The organism is Shewanella litoralis (assembly GCF_009828585.1).
Classification (GTDB): domain Bacteria; phylum Pseudomonadota; class Gammaproteobacteria; order Enterobacterales; family Shewanellaceae; genus Shewanella; species Shewanella litoralis.
The window spans coordinates 185,348-200,554 of record NZ_WSRZ01000001.1; the positions used below are offsets into that span (position 1 = coordinate 185,348).

A 15,207-nucleotide genomic window follows, 5' to 3' on the forward strand; every position below is an offset into this window, starting at 1 on the left:
CATAAAATCATATTATTAGCGTTTGAATGGAATTAATTATGAACCGATTGATTGGCCAACTACTTTTTCTTCTTAGTATTCTTCTGTTAGCACCGAGCTCAATAGCCAATACATCTACCGCAACAGATGACGCCATTTGGTATAGCCAGCAAAACCAGCAACCGGTGGTCAAACTGCATTTTTTTTGGTCTAAAACCTGCCCACATTGTAAAGAGGCACATCCGTTTATTGATGCATTGGGTGAGCGCTTTCAATGGATAGAGTTACACGACTATGTGATCAGCGAGCCTGGCAATGTCGATAAATTAATGCAAATGGGCCAACGCACCGGCGTTGAACCTAAATCAGTGCCCTACTTTGCCATTTGTGGCGAAGCTGTTGTGGGTTACAACAGCCATGATGTCACCGGACGCTATATTTTAGAACGGCTAATCGACTGCTACCAACGTCAAGGTGGCCAGGCTGATATTGGCAGTAAACTTGACGATTTCCTAGGTGCTGCGTCAACTAATGATGCGCCACTGTTTGAAACCTGCGCCGACACCAGTGATGATCCAACGGCACAAGGCAGTTGCGGTATGTCTTTCGACAACACCAGCCAACTCGACTCACCAGCAAAACCCAGCGTACAGCCCGTTGACATTCCCTTAATTGGTGCTGTGCACCCTGAAGAGCTGTCGCTGCCGGTATTAACTGTGGTGCTCGCAGGTGTTGATGCGTTTAATCCCTGTGCATTTTTCGTATTACTGTTTTTATTGAGTATCATGGTCAATGCTGGCAGCCGCAAACGCATGCTATTGGTCGGTGGGATATTTGTGTTCTTCTCTGGTTTTATTTACTTCATCTTTATGAGTGCATGGCTCAACTTATTCCAGCTGTTAGGTGGTGGCGATGGCGGCATTATTATTACCTGTGCAGGGTTGCTGGCATTGGTTGCTGCCGTGGTCAATATTAAAGACTACTTTTATGGCCGTGGTGATGTGAGCTTATCGATGTCAGTTGAAAATCGCGGCTCGTTGATAAAACGTATGGGCAAACTGTCTAAAGCCAGCTCATTGCCGACCATGATTTTAGGCTCAACAATTTTAGCCATTTTAGCCAATGCTTACGAGCTTCTATGTACAGCAGGGTTCCCAATGATTTACACCTCTGTATTGTCATTGTCAGACCTTGATTCAGTGCAGCGCTACATGTACTTAATTGCCTACAATATTGTCTACGTTATTCCGTTAGCTGCTATCGTCATTGTATTTTCAATGACTCTGGGTAAGCGAAAACTCACTGAAAAAGAAGGCGAAGTTCTGAAACTCATGTCTGGTATTATGATGCTTGGTTTAGGGGGCATGTTAGTGCTAAACCCTGCAGCCTTACAAAATGCCGTGTTTTCAGTCGGCTTAATATTAGGCGCTATTATTGTCACGTTTTTCGTTGTCAAAATTACTCGTTATGTTAAAAAACAACAGAGTAAAATGTAAAACTATGCAATGTTAATATAAATTGTCCCGAGTATGAGATAATCTTTAATCGATTGAAAATCGGTATGTTAAGTTAACCTGCCGATTTTATTTTGTGCTAGAGGACAGTTATGAATCGCATTTTATTGATAGACGATGACATTGGTTTATCCGACCTGCTCAGCCAGTTGCTAGAGCTTGAAGGCTTTGCACTGACCCAGGCCTACGATGGTGAACAAGGGTTATCGCTAGCGCAACAACAAGACTTTGACCTCATTTTGCTTGACGTTATGCTGCCAAAACTCAATGGTTTTGAAGTATTGCGTGCTTTACGCCAACGCAAGCAAACACCGGTACTCATGCTGACTGCACGCGGCGACGAAATCGACCGTGTCGTGGGGCTAGAAATTGGTGCTGATGACTACTTACCGAAACCGTTTAACGACCGAGAATTGGTTGCGCGTATTCGCGCCATATTACGCAGAGCACAAACCACACAGCAAGATGCGCAAAATAACGATATGTTGCAGTTTGGCGATTTACGCCTTGACCCAACCCGCCAAGAAACCTATTGCAATGAGCAATTGATTATCTTAACCGGCACTGAATTTTTACTGCTGTTTCATTTGCTTGAAAAAAGCGGCGAGCTAGTCACCAAAGAATCATTAAGTGAAAATGTATTAGGCAAAAAATTAATGCCGTTTGACCGCAGCCTAGACATGCACTTATCTAACTTACGTAAAAAACTTCCTGAGCGCCAAGATGGTCGTCCACGGGTTAAAACCTTGCGTGGCAAAGGCTATATCTGGATACCGTAATGCTAAAGAACAACCCGTTTAATCGACTCTTTTTTAAGTTGTTGCTGGGCTTTTGGCTTTGCAGTTCATTGATTATTGCCCTGGTGTCGTTATTGCCATTGCTACAACAAAATCATGACCGTTCACCACTCCCGCCCAGCCTTGAACGGGTGCTAAACAAGGTTGCGACACGTATTCAACAACAACCACAATTACTTGAAAGCAAGAACCTGCAACGCTTGCACCGAGGTCGTGACCATAACGGTGGCCCAATCCGCTTATATTTAACCGACGACGAAGGCAAAGTATTAAACAGCAAACGAGTCTCGCGCGGCTTTAGACGTTTTCAATTAATGGCTGAAGAAGCTAACCAACCCATAAGCCATCAATTTAGAGACGAGTTGATTTTTGGCCCTTATACTTTCGACGTTAACGGCAAAAATTACCAATTATTTGGTCGCTTACCAGACAATCATCCTCGTCCATGGTTTTTCTTTTTTGCCGACAACAAATTACTCACCGCGGGTTTAGCCATATTATTATCAGGCTTTTTGTGTGGTCTACTGGCGTGGTATTTAGGTAAACCATTACGTTCATTAAAATTGAGCGCCAACGCCCTTGCCAGAGGCGACTTAGCCAATCGCGTTGACGCAGCAACCGCTAGCCGCCGCGACGAAATGGGCCAGCTTGCGGTTGCTTTTAATGGCATGGCCGACGCCATTGAAACCATGGTAAACAACCAACAACGCCTAATGGGCGACATATCCCATGAACTGCGTACCCCGTTAACTCGGCTGCAATTGTCACTGGCGTTAGCCCGTAAAAAAGGCCAACACAGTACCGAGCTAGACCGTATTGAATACGAGGCGTTGCAACAAGAAGCCCTTATTAGTGAGCTGCTCACATTGTCACGCGTAAGGCTCAATGCCACCGAAAAACGCCTCACTGCAGAGCTAACAGAAACCTTAAGCCAGGTGTTAGATGACGCAGAGTTTGAGGCCGAACAACAAGGTAAACAGTTACACATCAATATCGATGAATCGATTTGCTTTGAGCATTTACCAAAAACCTTGTCGCGCGCCATTGAAAATTTACTGCGTAATGCGATCCGCTACGCCGAAGAAAATGTCTATATCGAAAGCAAGCAAACTAAGCATCGGGTGAGCATTGTTGTTAAAGATGATGGCCCAGGGTTGGCTGAAGAAGAATTAGACGCGATTTTCACGCCATTTTATCGCCCAGATAGCTCTCGCGATCGTGAATCCGGTGGCTGGGGATTGGGCTTGGCCATTACCCAAGCGGCAATTTATGCCCATAATGGCCAGATAGCTGCGACCAATCAGCAACCACATGGATTAGTCGTAACCATTGATTTACCGACCCAGTTAAGCACGCTTTAGCCTGTAATAATTAGTTTAATACCAATTCCACTAATTATCTGGTCATTCAGCGGGAGTTCTGTGCCTTCTAGGCAAATAATAGAATTGTAGGCATAGTTGCTCTACGTCAAAATGCTATTAAGCAGCATAGAAGGCACAGAAACCCGCCTTGCAGGAGGCTCTCAGACCGTTCATTTCTTTGTTGCATTGCCTTAGAAGGGAATAACCATTATTTCAACAATGCGCCTCAAACTGAACAATCTGAGTGACTCTGATTGGTCACATAATTAATGGAAATGGTATAATACATCATTCATCTGGTGCTATGCTTAACAGTATCATTACATTACTTAGCGCCACATGTATAAATTAATCATTGGTTTACTATGCTGTTGCATTTTTACCAGCCAAGCCCAGGACATTGACGTCATTGCCTTTGAGTATCCACCTTACTTGACTCAAAACGCGGCTGACCAAGGTGAAGCTGCGGTGTTATTACAGCGCGCTTTTGCATATAGCGCCTTAAGCCCCACTGTCACATTTGTGTCTAGCAGTGCTGCGCAAAAACAGTTAAAGAGTAACAATTGGTGCTTGAGTTTCTTGCCGCCACAAACGCCTTCTGCACAGCATTTACAAGTGATACTGGCAGACAAAACCATACCGCTAATGTTATTTCGCCTAGCTGAACCACAAGTGTTTATTGGTAACGAACTTAAAAACAAAGTGATTGCCCATTTACCCATCTCACTAGATGACCGAAAAGTACGTTCATTTGCTGATGCAGGCGCTAAGCTGCAACTTGTCGACACCATAGAACAGGGACTGTCGTTATTATTAGAACAGAAAGTCGATTATGTTTATGGCGATCAACAAGGGATTAATTTCGCCGCCAATAAACTCAACTTCCCCGCCATGTTATTACAAGACTCTGCCATGGTATTTTACCAGTTTCCAATGGCGGTATGGCTAAACACCCAATGTGAGAGTGCAACCGCCATTAAGTCGCACTTAACAGACCAAAAGTATCACATTAAGTCGTTTTAAATCTGAGCCATGTAATCAACCTAAACACCCTAAACTCTCGATGATAAAAATGCTTTGGTCGCGGTATCTCTTACTAACATGACTTCGCCAACGTGCCATCAACTTGCCTAAACCTTAATAGTAGCTAAAAGCCATCAGTCAGATATTGGTCTGATAATTGCTTTGTATTATGTGTAAGCTGTAAACAAGTTAAGCGTAAGCTATAAGCAAGTTGCTCGTAGGCTATTAACGTTAGGGATTGCAACTTCTCACATCAAAGCAAAAAAGGAGATCATTATGGATTTATTACGAATTTTAATCGCGATTTTATTGCCACCTCTGGGCGTTTTTTTACAGGTAGGGCTCAGTAAAACCCTGCTTTTAAATATTATTTTAACCTTATTGGGTTATATACCAGGCATAGTACATGCCGTATGGGTTATTGCTAAGCGCTAGTAAGATTTATGATGTTGCAGCGCAGCAACGAGACTTTAGTTGCGCTGCAATCAATCGGCAAATGTTACTTGTGAGGCGTAATTTTTACCTCACTAGCTAAACTACAACACTAACAACCTAGAATATTATTTCGACTACGCCGCTATCGCCCTACCCATGTTTAATTACTCACATTAAAGTCATGATGATCTTACATGGATGACGCTACCCTCCGGCTGAGGTATAATTTCATCTTGTTTTTAAGCCTCGCAAAGCCTTAAGGTTACTATGTTTCATATCGCACTCTACGAACCCGAAATCGCCCCAAACACCGGAAACATTATTCGCTTATGCGCAAACAATGGTGCACAGCTACATTTAATTGAACCTTTGGGATTTGATTTAGAAGAGAAAAAACTGCGTCGTGCCGGATTAGACTACGCCGATTTAACTCGAGTGACGCGTCATAAAGACTATGCGAGCTTTTTAGCCGCAATGCCGGGCAAACGCATTATTGCATGCACCACTAAAGGCAGTCGTCCACATACTCAAATCGCCTTCCAAGATGAAGACATCATGCTTTTTGGGCCTGAAACGCGCGGACTGCCAATGGACATCATTAACGCCACGCCGTTAGAGCAGCGTTTACGTATTCCAATGACAGCCAATAGCCGCAGCTTAAACCTGTCAAATTCAGTGGCGATTATTAGCTACGAAGCGTGGCGACAACTTGGTTTTGCAGGCGCAGAATAATGAAACAAACACCGTCACCAGAAACCCAAAATAATGCGCTTGCTATGGCGAAAGCGACTCAAAAGCCAGGGCAAAGCAAAGAGCAAACTAAGCTAATTGCTGCCGGAATTGAAAAAGGTATCGCAGAGTATAAAAAACGTGAAAAAGCCAAAGCGCGCGACCGAGATAAAGCGCGTAAGCAGCGTTTAAAAGCCAAGAATAACGAGCATGAAAATGATGAAGCCGATTCATTAGACAATGAGTCATACTCACAAATAACTTCTCTGGCCTGGGTGTTACTGGGGCTGTTAATGCTAAGTTGGGCGGGATTCGCAGCTTACTTTTTGATGCTGTAAGCAAAAGTAAAAGCGTACAATACCATTAAGGTTTAAGTAAACTTATAGCTCTAACCACCTGGTACTGTTCGCTGTCATCATCCAGATAATGAGCGCTTTGTTGCCATTGCCAACCGCCTTGAGGTTGTTGGATATTCGCCTTAATGGGGTCGAATTGCAATTGCACTAATGCAGGGCGCTGATTAATCTCACCTTCGCCTAAAAATGAAAAACTGTCCGCTTGTTGATATAAGGTCAGTTGTTGGGTGACATCCTCCGTCACGCCATTGCCATAAACTAATAAAATGGTCTCTTGTTGCTGCCTAAACCACCATGTTTCGCTGTTTGAAAAGCGGCTACCACGACTCACGCTGATGTATAAATTACGTTGATCTGCCGAGCACATCACCGAAGTCGTTACTGCCATTGGGTCTAATGCAGGATTGGCTGCAGAGCCTTGCCACTCACCCACCAGCTGCGGGCATAACTCAGCCAATACAACCTTATCAGCAACCGCACTCAAAGGCAGAGTCACACTCAATGCTCCTAGCAATAACAATAGGCGACTTTTCATCATAATCCCTTAACTAATGAGCTGTCATTTCAGTCTAACCTAACTTCAAGATAAAAAAATGGCTCACTTGCAAAAACCAGTGAGCCATTTGATGCTTGTTGAGGTCAATAGTCCTTACTGACCAAAACCGGTATCGGTAATATTCACCTGTGTTACTTCACCGTATTGTGCGGCAATATCGGCAATCTCAGTAGCATTACCAATTAACACAAACTGCAGGTTTTGCTGCGGAAAATACTGCTTAACCAATCGTTGAGTTTCAGTCAATGTTAACCCATCCACTTTCGCTTGGAACTGGTTAATAAAGTCATCGCTCATGCCATATAAATACATGTCCGACAGTAATCCAGCAAGCTGGCCGCTAGTTTCGTATTTAGGTGGGAACTGCCCTTTGACGTACGCTTTGGCTGAGTCTAGCGTCGTTTGATCAATACCCTTTTCCCATAAACGCGAATACGTCAGCAAGGCTAAGTCGATGGCCTCTTTGGTGGTCGACGACTTAGTAAAGGTACTAATTTGGAATAAGCCAGACTGTGAATATGGGCTAAAGCCAGAGCGAGCACCGTAGGTTAAGCCAGCATTGACACGTAATTCATCATTTAACCATGAGGTAAAACGGCCACCTAAAATGGTGTTCACCACCGTTAAACCCACATAATCAGGATTGTCGTAACGAATACCAACACCACCAATTAAAAACGTGGTTTCAATGGCGTCAGGCTTGTCGACTAACAACACTCTTGGCTTTGTTAGCTTCGGCAAGTCTTGGCTTAGATCTGGTTGCATCACGGTTTCAGTGACCTGCCAATCGCCAAACGCTTTATTAAGCTTGGCGGTCATCTCAGTAACATCAAAGTCACCGACCACGTTAATGGTCATGTTATTAGGCTGATAGTAACCTTTATGGAATGCTCGTAGCTCGTTAGCATTAATGGTGGCGATAGACTCACTGTTGCCAGACGCTGGGTTAGCATAGGGGTGCTGACCAAAAACCAGCTTGCTAAAGTAGCGGCTAATCACTGCGCGTGGGCTTTCTTTTTGCTGCGATAAGCCAACAATTTCGCGCTGTTTAAGTTTATCAAACTCGGTCGAGTTAAAGTCAGGTTGGCGAATAACATTACTGAAAATGGCTAACACTGTATCGATGTCTTTAGTCATCATGTTAGCGCGCACGTATGTGCCTTCAGCGTCGGCATTGGTATTCACGCTAGCGCCAATAAAGTCCAGCTGTTGCTCAATATCCGCTTTAGATTGACCCGCAGCACCCAACATTAAGCTTTGCGAGGTTAAATAGGCTAAACCTGAGGTGGTGTCATTAACCGCACCCGCTTTAATCACTGCATCAAGGGTGACTAATGGCACTTCTTTTTGCACCATTAAATTAACGGTTAAGCCGTTATCTAAGGTCACTTTTTGATAGCTTGGCATCACAAAGCTTGGGGCTGCCGCGACGGGCTCAGTTGTGGTGCTTTGTGTTGCTGCACAACCGGCTAGGCTTAAACTGCATGCTAAGGCGATGGCTGATAACGACAAAGTCATTGTTGAATGAGTACTGGTTTTCATTTGTCTGACTCCTCAGTCGCAGCGAGCACACCGACAGTGCGATTTGCTTTAATTAAATAGGTTTGTGCTACGCGCTGAATATCAGCAGGAGTCACTTTGTTATAGGCTTCTGGGGCATTAAACAGTTTGGTGTAATCACCAAAATACAGCTCATAGGTGCCCAAGGTGTTGGCTTTACCGTTAATGGTTTCCATGGTTTTATAGAAGTCCATTAACTTGATGTTTTTCACTTTTTCCAGCTCTTGCTGAGTTACGCCCTGGCTGGCAATTAAATCAATTTGCTCAATAAGCGCACGCTCTAAGGTGTCGGCACTCACACCTGCGTTGGCCACACCCAAGATATAAAATAGATTTGGGTCAAATGACATCGGCATATAAGTGTCGGCAGCGACGGCCAATTGCTTATCGACTAACGATTGGTAAAAACGTGAGCTATTGCCCTCACTTAACATTGAGGCTAATAAGTCCAATGCATAGTAGTCTGCATGGCTTGTGGCTGGCACATGGTAAGCCAACATAATGTTTGGCGTACTTACCGATTCTTTTTTAACAAACACACGGCGCTCACCTTTTTGTTCAGGTTCTACTGTGCGCACGGCTTTTGGCGGTGCCTGAGCAGGAATAGGCGCAAAGTATTGGTCAGCCAAAGCTTTTACCTGGGCAAGCTTTACATCACCAGTAATCACCACTAACGCATTGTTCGGCGCATAATAGGTTTTATGGTATTGCTGTAAATCTTCAAGAGTCCATGCGGAAATGTCTGACTCATAACCAATAACCGACCAGCTATAAGGATGCGCTGAAAATGCCACGCTTTTTAGGGCTTCTTGAATGGTGCGCCAGTTAGAGTTCTCAAGCCCGGTTGTGCGCTCAGATTGCACAACGCCACGCTCGCTTTCGACCATTTCAGGGTCAATATCTAAGTTGGCGATACGGTCAGACTCAAGATCAAAAATCGTTTCAATACCACTGGCAGGGAACCAATCGGTATACACGGTTAAGTCTTCACTGGTATAGGCATTATTAGCGCCACCCGCGGCTTCCATAGTGCGGTCGAACATTTTAGGGCCAAACTTTTTTGAACCGTTAAACATCATGTGTTCAAAAAAGTGCGAAATACCGGTAATGCCCGGGACTTCGTTGCGCGAACCGACTTTCCAAAAAATGTACATGTTGGCATTGGGGATTGAGCTGTCCTCAAGCACCATGATTTTCATGCCATTGTCTAAGGTAAAACTATTGATGTCTTCAGCCTGTGTTGCCGACACTGTGGGCGTGCTTAGCACGCCTAATGTCATCAACAAGGCGATGAGTTTACGAGTCATATCTTGCTCCTTGAGCGATTATCCATGGTGAATCAAAATGGGTTTATTGTGCCGCTTCCAGTGCGGTTAAGGCAACCTGGGTCATGGTTTGCACGCCTACTTTTAGCGCGCTTTCATCAACATAAAATGCCGGTGAGTGATTACTGGCTACCTGGCTGATATCTTTGTCTGTTGGTGTTACACCTAAAAAGAAGAACATCCCTGGGGTTTCTAACGCATAGTAAGAAAAGTCTTCTGCTCCGGTTATTAATCCCGGCTCAATCAGCATATTGTCGCCCACAACAGAGGCTATCACTGGGCGCATTTTACTGACCAACTCAGGGTTATTTACGGTGACCGGATAACCCGATTGGATCTCCGTCACTGCGGTAGCACCAAGGGTTTTGGCAGCATTAGTGGCAATTTCAGCCAGCTTAATTTTAATGTCGGCGCGCATATCCTGATCAAAGGTGCGAATCGTACCAATAAGCTCTACTTCATCAGGAATAATGTTTGAGCGAATGCCGCCATTAATGGCGCCAAAGCTAACTACTGCAGGCGCTTTGGTAATATCGACCTGACGGCTAATAATGGTTTGCACACTGTTAATAATTTGTGCTGACGCCACGATTGGGTCAACACCACTCCAGGGACGCGAGCCATGGGTTTGCCTGCCCGTCACTTTAATACTAAATGAATCTTCGCTGGCCATGGCAGGGCCAGAGCGCAAACCAATCACGCCCGTTGGCATACTTGAGGTAACGTGCATACCAAACACTTGCTCAGGTTTACGCTTAGCAAATAAGCCTTCTTTTAGCATTAACTCAGCGCCGCCTTGCTCACCTTCTGGTGCGCCCTCTTCGGCCGGCTGGAAAATAAACATCACATCACCGGCCAGGCTGTCTTTTACTTTCACGAGGTTTTCGGCCACCCCCATTAACATCGCGACATGCGTATCGTGACCACAAGCATGCATTACTCCGACTTTTTGGCCGCGATAAGTGTCAGTGGCTTTAGAAGCAAAAGGTAAATCAACCACTTCGGTAACGGGCAGTGCGTCCATGTCGGCACGTAAACCAATTAATGGCCCAGGCTTACCGCCTTTCAGTATCGCCACCACACCTGTGTGAGCAATACCCGTTTGCACCTCAAGCCCGAGTGATTTGAGGTGTTGCTCAATCACTTTACTGGTGCGAAACTCACGATTAGATAATTCAGGATGTTGATGAAGGTCGCGGCGCCATGCAATCACCTTGCTTTCGACTTGAGCGGTTAATTCTGCAGCATTAGGCACACTGGCCACGGTAGATGAGCTGTAAGCACTGCTAGCAAATACACTGGCAAGCATGAAAGCGAGGGAGGTCAGGCGCATGTAAGGTCCATTTTTATTGTTATTTGAGCAACAAAACTACCCTGAAACGCCTCATTTGTTAACTGTTTTACCGATTTACCCTAAATGCAATTGTATCTATTTATTAACATACTTAAGCAACATGCCATTTATATGGATGGTAGCTGTAAAAATACGACATCATTGTCGATGATTTCAAGTTGCCAACCCCGTTGCTGTGCCAGCCATTCAAAGGTCTCGACTGAGTAAAAATTAATATGGGTTGGGTCACTTTTATAGTGCCAATTAATAAAAGCCTCTAAGCCAAGCACCCGCTTAGTCATAATAGCTAAAATGCCGCCGGGTAACAGCAGTTGGCTTAAGCGTTCTATTAACTGATGAGCATCGGCAATGTGTTCTATCACCTCGGTTAAACACACAAAATCATATTGCTGATTAAGCACCTGAGTATCTGGATGATAAAACAAATCATAATTAGCGACACTGACCCCCTGGGCTACAGCCATTTGACTGAGCACAGCGCCTTCGCCGCAGCCAAAATCTAAGCCTTTGGCATTAAGCCCAGTACGAGCAAGTAGTGGCGTAAGTGTACGCGACAAAAACCGTTGGTAACCGGCATCAGCAAAGTCATTATCGTGTAAGTCATATTGAGCTTTTTCTGCTGTCTCATCTAAATAAAACTGCGCGGGTACCGACACTAAATGACAGTTCGGGCAACGTACATACTGACGATTTTTATCTTGATGAAAAGCAAGGGTTTGCTGATGACACAATGGGCAGGACGACAAAGACAACACTCCAAAACAAGGCAAATATGGTAACTACTCAGACTGCGCTGGGTCGCTGGTTTCTTTCGGGATTTTACGAGTTTGCGCCGCAGCCTCTTGCGCTTGCTGTAAGTATTTTTGCTCACGGGTTAAACGTTGTTCAGATTGCGCCTGCGCTTTTTCGAGCTGCTGCGCTTCCCAGTCATTTGCTTCATGCTTTGCTAACACTTTTTGTTCACGCTCAGCAGTGGCATTGGCGGCATCACGGGCTTTTTGCAATTGGCTTTGTTCAAGTTCGGCTGATTCAATGCGCGCTTGTTCGCCCTTCTCTGACAGGGTCATTTTTTTATGCGGCTTGTCTGTCGCATGAGCATTGACCGTAAGCATGCTGGCGGCGCACATTAACAAAATCGTTCCAATAAGGCGAATATTCATAAGTACTATCCTTTGAGTCCTATCCCTTAAGTTTATCGCTATTATAGCGCTGACGAACTGCCGCTGGCATAGCGGTTAACTTATGGTGCACCATTGCGTTAAACACTGCAAATATTGGCGTGATATCGGCGCCAGGCTCCAGACTTGCTAAGGTATAAGCCGCAGCCTCAAGGGTAGATAAACTGTCACTGCGTTTGGCTTTGCGGATCACATATTGCGACTCATCATCACACTCAAGGTGCAATGACGGATAGTTAAGTAACCAGGGATTGAGCTGTAACATACGGTACGCTTTGCGCCAGGTGCCATCAATTAGCACGATAATCGCTTTATTATCGGCTTCAACCTCACTCGCCGCTTTGCTGTGATCATTTGGGTACACAATAAACACAGGCCGAGTTTGCGCGGCTAAATACCCTTGCAACTCAGCAAAATCCTCTGCGGTTTCACCGACATAAATCTGAGTTTGTGGCAATGCAAGTTGGAGCAACCTGACGGTATTTTTAGCATGCTCCACCTCAGATGGATGCTGCATAATAATAATGTCAGTAACAGTTGCTGTCGGTTTTACTGCATGACAAATGCAAGCTGACTGTGGGTATTGGCAATTAATACAATAACTTCTGCTCATATTTAATCTTATTTATGTTGCAATTTTGTAAAGTGCAATCCAGTATATCGCACTCTGATGATATCACCTCAAGGAAGAACCACTATTATGACAAGAGTTATCACGACAACTAAGGCAATAACAATGACTACTGGGTCTATTGCCTTAATGCTCGCGCTTTCTACAAGTTCGGTTTATGCCGCTCAAGATAATGCCTATCACCACGAGGCTGAAATAGGCTTTTTAGATTCAGACGATGGCGGTAATGGTATATTTAATGCCAACTATCGTTACTATTTTAAAGCGGTTGAACAAGCAGACAAGCCCTATGCGCTCGCTGACTTTTTTCACCAAGGGTCAAAGGTTGCAGTACGTTATTCTACTTCTGATTTCGATGATATATATGAACTTTCTGGCCAATATGTTTTTGACTCTAATTGGTTTATCAATGCAGAAGTGAGTCAGGTAGACTTTGAGGAAGATGAATACTCTACCACTCTTGATAGCTTCACCATATACGCTGTCAATCTAGGGTATTTTTTCACAGACCATTCAGCTTTAACCCTAGGTTACAGCACTATGTCTGAATCTAAAGCAGCAAGCTTTACATCTGCAAGCTATAACTCTGAAGGATATTACAGTAATGACTTTGATGCTTTCCGTTTAACTTATGAGCACTTTATTCCACTGCAATCAACCGTTGGAGTGATGCTTACAGGTACATTGGCTTACAGCGATGAGCAATATAGTGATCGTTTTTCAAACTCCAACACTAATGACCAAGGGCAAGTAACAAACAGCAATTCTGAGCAGAATATTACTTACGATAGATATAATGTTGCCATTAATGCCGATTGGTATATTAATAATTCATGGTCTGTCGGTGCTGTTATTGAGCAAGGTAATACTAATACTCATTATTATTTCAGTAGTACCAATTATGACGATGTAGGCAGTATTGACCAAACAGACACATCTACTAGCATAAACACACGCTATACATGGCGTTTTGCCGATATATTCTCAGCTAAGTTCTCACTTAGCCATTCAAATTTCGATGGCGAATATGAGAACGACTCACAAACTAACTTTAGTGTAGGCGTTAACGCGCGCTTCTAAGCAACCTCGTATTGAGAAAAAAATACCCGCAGAATGTGGTTAGCATTCTGCGGGTTAAAGGTGATATTACTAATATTTAACCTGAGTTCGGGTTGTTTAATTAATCGTGTTGTAGTTGCTCTTGATGCAGATGGCTTAAACGGTTCATTGCCATCATGGCGAGCAACACACTGCAAAATCCACCCATCACAATCGCAATGGCATAAGGTGCAGGTATGTCTGTTAACTGGATAAGTGCGGTTAAAATCGATGCGCCGCTCATTTGAATACAACCTAACATTGCCGTTGCAGTCCCTGCGCGTTCACCAAAGGCCGATAACGCCATACTAGTAGCAGGTCCAAGCAATAGGGCAAAACCAACACATAGCAACATCATCGGTGCCATAAAGGCAATAGCAGCAGTAATGCCTTGCTCTGGCCCCACTAATTGCAATACCACTTCAACCACAGCCGCTAATACCATTAACGACAACGCCACTATTACACCAGGGCGATTACCAATGCGTTTAATCAATACTGGCGCAGCAAAACAGGCCACGACGTTCACTAAGGCATTGACGCCAAATAAACCACTAAACATCAGTTCTGATATACCTAAGTGGCCAATTAACCATACGGGTGAGTATGATACGTAACATAAAATAGAAGCCATCGCGATCATGCAACATGAGGCATAAAACATAAAGTGAGCATCACCAAGTACTGGCTTATAGCGACCCCAACGATAAAGTGGACCGGTGCTGTCAGTGTTAAGTGGACGCGTTTCCGGGAAACGGAAACCGACAATAAACAATACGATTACGGCATAAATGGCCATAAAGATAAAAGTGGATCGCCAGCCAAACTGTAATGCCAACAAACCACCTAAGGTAGGAGCCAATGCGGGTACCACACAGATAGCGCCATTTAAATAACTGTACATCGACACACTTTGCTTGCGATCGTAACAGTCGCGCACCGCACTAAACACCACAATAGAGGTAGAACATGCAGCTAACCCTTGAAACACACGGGCAATTTGCAACAGTTCAAATTCAACCGCATACGCGCCTAATAAACTGCTGATACCGTAAAGTACGATACCAAATAAGGCCACAGGCCTGCGGCCAAAACGGTCAGCTAAAGGACCAATTAATATCTGGCCAACACCCATAGCAAATAAAAATAATACTAAAGTAGACTGAACCTCACTGTTCGACACCCCATACTCAAGCGCCATTGTTGGCATAGAGGGAAGATAGATATCGATGGCTAATGGGCTTAGTAGCACCATAAACATCAATAATGGCAGTAGGTTACGATGCATAATATTCTTTCTCTTTGTGAAAA

The 15,207-nt window shown here is 44.3% G+C and carries 16 protein-coding genes; 8 read left to right on the plus strand and 8 right to left on the minus strand.

All coding sequences use genetic code 11. The features are described from left to right. Positions 1-38: 38 nt before the first annotated feature. The 7 genes from GQA99_RS00850 to GQA99_RS00880 all read left to right on the plus strand — a co-directional run bounded on the left by GQA99_RS00850 (position 39) and on the right by GQA99_RS00880 (position 6,176). Positions 39-1,475, plus strand: coding sequence for a cytochrome C biosynthesis protein (locus GQA99_RS00850; protein WP_229785799.1), 1,437 nt, complete (start codon positions 39-41; stop codon positions 1,473-1,475). Between the two features lie 110 nt (positions 1,476-1,585). Further along, positions 1,586-2,272, plus strand: coding sequence for a response regulator (locus tag GQA99_RS00855; RefSeq protein ID WP_160051961.1), 687 nt, complete (start codon positions 1,586-1,588; stop codon positions 2,270-2,272). Next, on the plus strand, positions 2,272-3,651 hold the full coding sequence (locus GQA99_RS00860; protein ID WP_160051962.1) for an ATP-binding protein: 1,380 nt from the start codon (positions 2,272-2,274) through the stop codon (positions 3,649-3,651). Before GQA99_RS00855 ends, GQA99_RS00860 begins: the two co-directional genes overlap by 1 nt. 339 nt (positions 3,652-3,990) lie before the next feature. Continuing rightward, positions 3,991-4,674: a hypothetical protein gene (locus GQA99_RS00865; protein WP_160051963.1), complete on the plus strand. Its 684-nt coding sequence runs from the start codon at positions 3,991-3,993 to the stop codon at positions 4,672-4,674. A gap of 276 nt (positions 4,675-4,950) precedes the next feature. Continuing rightward, positions 4,951-5,109: a YqaE/Pmp3 family membrane protein gene (locus GQA99_RS00870; RefSeq protein WP_011635799.1), complete on the plus strand. Its 159-nt coding sequence runs from the start codon at positions 4,951-4,953 to the stop codon at positions 5,107-5,109. A 267-nt stretch (positions 5,110-5,376) separates the two neighbouring features. Then, positions 5,377-5,841, plus strand: coding sequence for a tRNA (uridine(34)/cytosine(34)/5-carboxymethylaminomethyluridine(34)-2'-O)-methyltransferase TrmL (trmL, locus tag GQA99_RS00875; protein ID WP_160051964.1), 465 nt, complete (start codon positions 5,377-5,379; stop codon positions 5,839-5,841). Then, positions 5,841-6,176, plus strand: coding sequence for a DUF2956 domain-containing protein (locus tag GQA99_RS00880; protein WP_160051965.1), 336 nt, complete (start codon positions 5,841-5,843; stop codon positions 6,174-6,176). Before trmL ends, GQA99_RS00880 begins: the two co-directional genes overlap by 1 nt. 25 nt (positions 6,177-6,201) lie before the next feature. Here the strand turns inward: GQA99_RS00880 and GQA99_RS00885 are convergent, their stop codons facing one another. The 7 genes from GQA99_RS00885 to GQA99_RS00915 form a co-directional block, all read right to left on the minus strand. Continuing rightward, positions 6,202-6,729, minus strand: coding sequence for a hypothetical protein (locus GQA99_RS00885; protein WP_229785800.1), 528 nt, complete (start codon positions 6,727-6,729; stop codon positions 6,202-6,204). 114 nt (positions 6,730-6,843) lie between these two features. Beyond that, positions 6,844-8,292, minus strand: coding sequence for a M16 family metallopeptidase (locus GQA99_RS00890; RefSeq protein WP_160051966.1), 1,449 nt, complete (start codon positions 8,290-8,292; stop codon positions 6,844-6,846). Further along, positions 8,289-9,617 carry a M16 family metallopeptidase gene (locus tag GQA99_RS00895; protein WP_160051967.1) on the minus strand — a complete coding sequence of 443 codons (1,329 nt, stop codon included), beginning with the start codon at positions 9,615-9,617 and terminating at the stop codon, positions 8,289-8,291. The genes GQA99_RS00890 and GQA99_RS00895 overlap by 4 nt, the downstream gene beginning before the upstream one ends. 43 nt (positions 9,618-9,660) lie before the next feature. Then, positions 9,661-10,968, minus strand: coding sequence for an amidohydrolase (locus GQA99_RS00900; RefSeq protein WP_160051968.1), 1,308 nt, complete (start codon positions 10,966-10,968; stop codon positions 9,661-9,663). 128 nt (positions 10,969-11,096) lie between these two features. Continuing rightward, on the minus strand, positions 11,097-11,735 hold the full coding sequence (locus GQA99_RS00905; RefSeq protein WP_160051969.1) for a class I SAM-dependent methyltransferase: 639 nt from the start codon (positions 11,733-11,735) through the stop codon (positions 11,097-11,099). A 33-nt stretch (positions 11,736-11,768) separates the two neighbouring features. After that, positions 11,769-12,149: a hypothetical protein gene (locus GQA99_RS00910; RefSeq protein ID WP_229785801.1), complete on the minus strand. Its 381-nt coding sequence runs from the start codon at positions 12,147-12,149 to the stop codon at positions 11,769-11,771. Positions 12,150-12,168: 19 nt separating this feature from the next. Further along, positions 12,169-12,780 (minus strand): tRNA-uridine aminocarboxypropyltransferase, encoded by a 612-nt coding sequence (locus GQA99_RS00915; RefSeq protein ID WP_160051970.1) that lies wholly within the window; start codon positions 12,778-12,780, stop codon positions 12,169-12,171. 123 nt (positions 12,781-12,903) lie between these two features. On the opposite strand from GQA99_RS00915, the gene GQA99_RS00920 reads away from it, so the two are divergent. Further along, positions 12,904-13,878 carry a hypothetical protein gene (locus GQA99_RS00920; protein ID WP_160051971.1) on the plus strand — a complete coding sequence of 325 codons (975 nt, stop codon included), beginning with the start codon at positions 12,904-12,906 and terminating at the stop codon, positions 13,876-13,878. A gap of 100 nt (positions 13,879-13,978) precedes the next feature. Here the strand turns inward: GQA99_RS00920 and GQA99_RS00925 are convergent, their stop codons facing one another. Next, entirely contained in the window at positions 13,979-15,184 is a 1,206-nt protein-coding gene (locus GQA99_RS00925) for a multidrug effflux MFS transporter (RefSeq protein WP_160051972.1), read from the minus strand. Positions 15,185-15,207: the final 23 nt, after the last annotated feature.